The sequence below is a fragment of the Falsiroseomonas oryziterrae genome (assembly GCF_021864505.1).
GTDB classification, from domain to species: domain Bacteria; phylum Pseudomonadota; class Alphaproteobacteria; order Acetobacterales; family Acetobacteraceae; genus Falsiroseomonas; species Falsiroseomonas oryziterrae.
Map to the genome: position 1 here is coordinate 1 of NZ_JAKJIB010000441.1, position 2,677 is coordinate 2,677.

At 74.4% G+C, this 2,677-nt stretch carries 3 protein-coding genes; 1 reads left to right on the forward strand and 2 read right to left on the reverse strand.

Going from position 1 to position 2,677, the window contains the following annotated elements:
- Positions 1 to 815: hypothetical protein (locus tag L2I40_RS21630; protein ID WP_237217303.1), on the reverse strand; the 815-nt coding region annotated here is incomplete at its 3' end.
- Positions 816 to 844: 29 nt separating this feature from the next.
- The gene (locus L2I40_RS21635) at positions 845 to 2,173 is read right to left on the reverse strand and encodes an aspartate aminotransferase family protein (protein ID WP_237217304.1); all 1,329 of its coding nucleotides are present in this window, start codon (positions 2,171 to 2,173) and stop codon (positions 845 to 847) included.
- Between the two features lie 69 nt (positions 2,174 to 2,242).
- Here L2I40_RS21635 and tsaB point away from each other — a divergent pair.
- Positions 2,243 to 2,677: tRNA (adenosine(37)-N6)-threonylcarbamoyltransferase complex dimerization subunit type 1 TsaB (tsaB, locus tag L2I40_RS21640; protein WP_237217306.1), on the forward strand; the 435-nt coding region annotated here is incomplete at its 3' end.

Genomic DNA, 2,677 nt, shown 5'->3' on the forward strand with positions numbered 1-2,677 from the left:
CGCTCCGGCAGGAGACCGAACCAGAGGTCGCCGAGCCGGCCCTCCGGCGCGGTCACCGGACCCTCGGGCGCGAGCGCGGGGCGCAGCGGCGGCCAGGGCGCGGTGCGCGGCTCGTCGCGCGGACGGGCGATGCGCGTGGCGGGATCGAAGGCCCAGCCGCGGCCGGTGGGAGAGGCGTCCAGCACCAGCGCCTCCGCCAGGCCGAGCCGGTCGCGCAGTCCGGGACGGTCGAGGCCGAGCTCGGGGTTGAGGCGCTGCAGCTCCGCCTGGTCCATGGTGCGTCCCATCCAGCCGGGCCCGGCCGCGACCAGCTGGTCCGCCCAGACCCAGACGGTGTCGCCCTGCGCGGCGATCAGCCGGGCATCCGGGGCGCCGCCCGGCTCGACGACCGCGATGCGCCGCGAGCCGGCAGGCCAGATGTCGTCGGCGATGTAGGGTCGGAGCTCGAGCATCTCGAAGGGCGGCGGCCCGTCCTCCGGCGCGCCGAGGAAGCGCATGTCGGCGCGGACGAGGGCGAACAGCGCCTCCTCGGCCGGCAGGTCGCCGGGCGGCGTGCCGCGCCGGTCGGCTTCCCGGCCGTAGGGCTGGCGGAGCTCCAGGCGTGCGCGGAGCAGCGGCGGGACGACGCGGTAGTTCGAGAAGCGGGCGGGCGGCTGCGCATCGGGGAACAGCAGCGGGATCCCGACCGCGAGCCCGCCCAGGGTCGCGGCGATGCCGCCGAAGCCGGCGAGGAGGATGCGGCGGTCGCGTCGCGCGGCGATCCGCATCTCCTCATGGGTCGGCGGGCGCGGTGGCGGTGGCGGTGGCCGGGTCATTCCGCCGCTCCGCGCACGCGCCGGCCGGGTCAGGCAGGGACCGCGCGGATCGCGTCCGCCAGCGTGCCGAACAGGCGGTCCACATGCGGCTTCTCGATGATCAGGGGCGGCGAGACGGCGACGATGTCGCCGGTCACGCGCACCAGCACGCCATGGTCGAAGCACCAGCGGAACACCTCCATGGCGCGCGCGGTGGGCGCGCCGGCGCGGGGCTCCAGCTCGATGCCGGCGATCAGGCCGATGTCGCGCACATCCACCACGCCGGGCACGTCGCGCATCGCATGCGCGGCGTCCTGCCAATAGGGCTCGATGGCGGCGGCGCGGCCGGGCAGGTCCTCGGCGCGGTGGAGTTCCAGCGTCGCGATGGCGGCGGCGGACGCCAGCGGATGGCCGGAATAGGTGTAGCCGTGGAACAGCTCGATGCCCGCGGGGACGCCGTTGACGATGGTGTCGTAGACCTCCGTGCTGGTGGCGACGGCGCCCATCGGCACGGCGGCGTTGGTCAGGCCCTTCGCCATGGTCATGATGTCGGGGACGACGCCGAGGCGCTCGGCGCCGAAATTGGTGCCGAGGCGGCCGAAGCCGGTGATGACCTCGTCGAAGATCAGCAGGATGCCGTGCTTGGTGCAGATGTTCCGCAGGCGCTGGAGGTAATCGACGGGCGGGACGAGGACGCCGGTGCTGCCGGCAACCGGCTCGACCATCACCGCGGCGATGGTGTCGCCGTGCAGGGCGACGAGATTCTCGAGCGCGTCGGCGAGATGCGCGCCATGCGGCGGCTGGCCGCGGCAGAAGCGGTTCTCGTGCGGCAGATGCGTGTGCGGCAGGTGGTCCACATAGGGCAGGTGCGCGCCGAACTGCTTGCGGTTGCCGCCGATGCCACCCACCGACATGCCGCCGAAGCCGACGCCGTGGTAGCCACGCTCCCGCCCCACCAGCCGCACGCGCTGCGCCTGGCCGCGCGCGCGGTGATAGGCGAGCGCGATCTTGAGCGCGGTGTCCGCGGCCTCCGACCCGGAGTTCACGAAGAACACGCGGTCCATGCCGTCGGGGGTGATGTCGGCGACGCGCGCCGCGGCCTCGAAGGCGATGGGGTGGCCGAGCTGGAAGGTCGGCGCGAAATCCATCACGGCGGCCTGCTTCTGGATGGCTTCCGTGATCTCGCGGCGGCCATGGCCGGCGTTGCAGCACCAGAGGCCGGCGGTGCCGTCGAGGATCTCCTTCCCCTCCGGCGTGAAGTAGGACATGCCCTCGGCACGGGCGAGCAGGCGCGGCGTGCCCTTGAAGTACTTGTTGTCGGAGTAGGGCATCCAGAACGCGTCGAGGTTGTTCGGGCGCGGGACGCGGATCTCGTTCATGGGTGCCTGGATCCTGGATCGGGGCGGGGAGCATAGCGCGCCGGGCGGGAGAGGGAATAAAGCTGCGCCATGCGCATCCTTTCGCTCGACGGATCGTTGGCCCGCGCCTCGGCCGCCCTCTGGGTGGACGGGGCGGTGGTGGCGGCGCGCGCGCAGGCCGGCGAGCGCATCCAGCCAACGGCGCTGCCGCCGATGGCCGAGGAAATCCTGCGCGAGGCGGGGACGCTCGACGCCGTGGCGGTGGTGGTGGGGCCGGGCGGCTTCACCGGGCTGCGCACGGCGATCGCGCTGGCGGAGGGGATCGCGCTCGGGCTCGGCGTGCCCGTGGTCGGCGTGACGACCGGGGAGGCGCTGGCGGCGGCGCTGCCGGAGGCGCTGGCCGGGCGCGAGGTCTGGGCGGCGGTGGACACGAAGCGCGGACGCTTCGCGCTGGAGCGCGTGGCCGGGCTGGTCGCCGCGCCGCCCGTGGTGCTGGCGGAGCGCGAGCTGCCGGCGCCGGCGGGG

Coding starts and splice junctions, on each gene's coding strand:
- L2I40_RS21635 (WP_237217304.1), bottom strand. CDS start 2,173: ATGAACGAGATCCGCGTCCCGCGCCCGAACAACCTCGACGCGTTCTGG.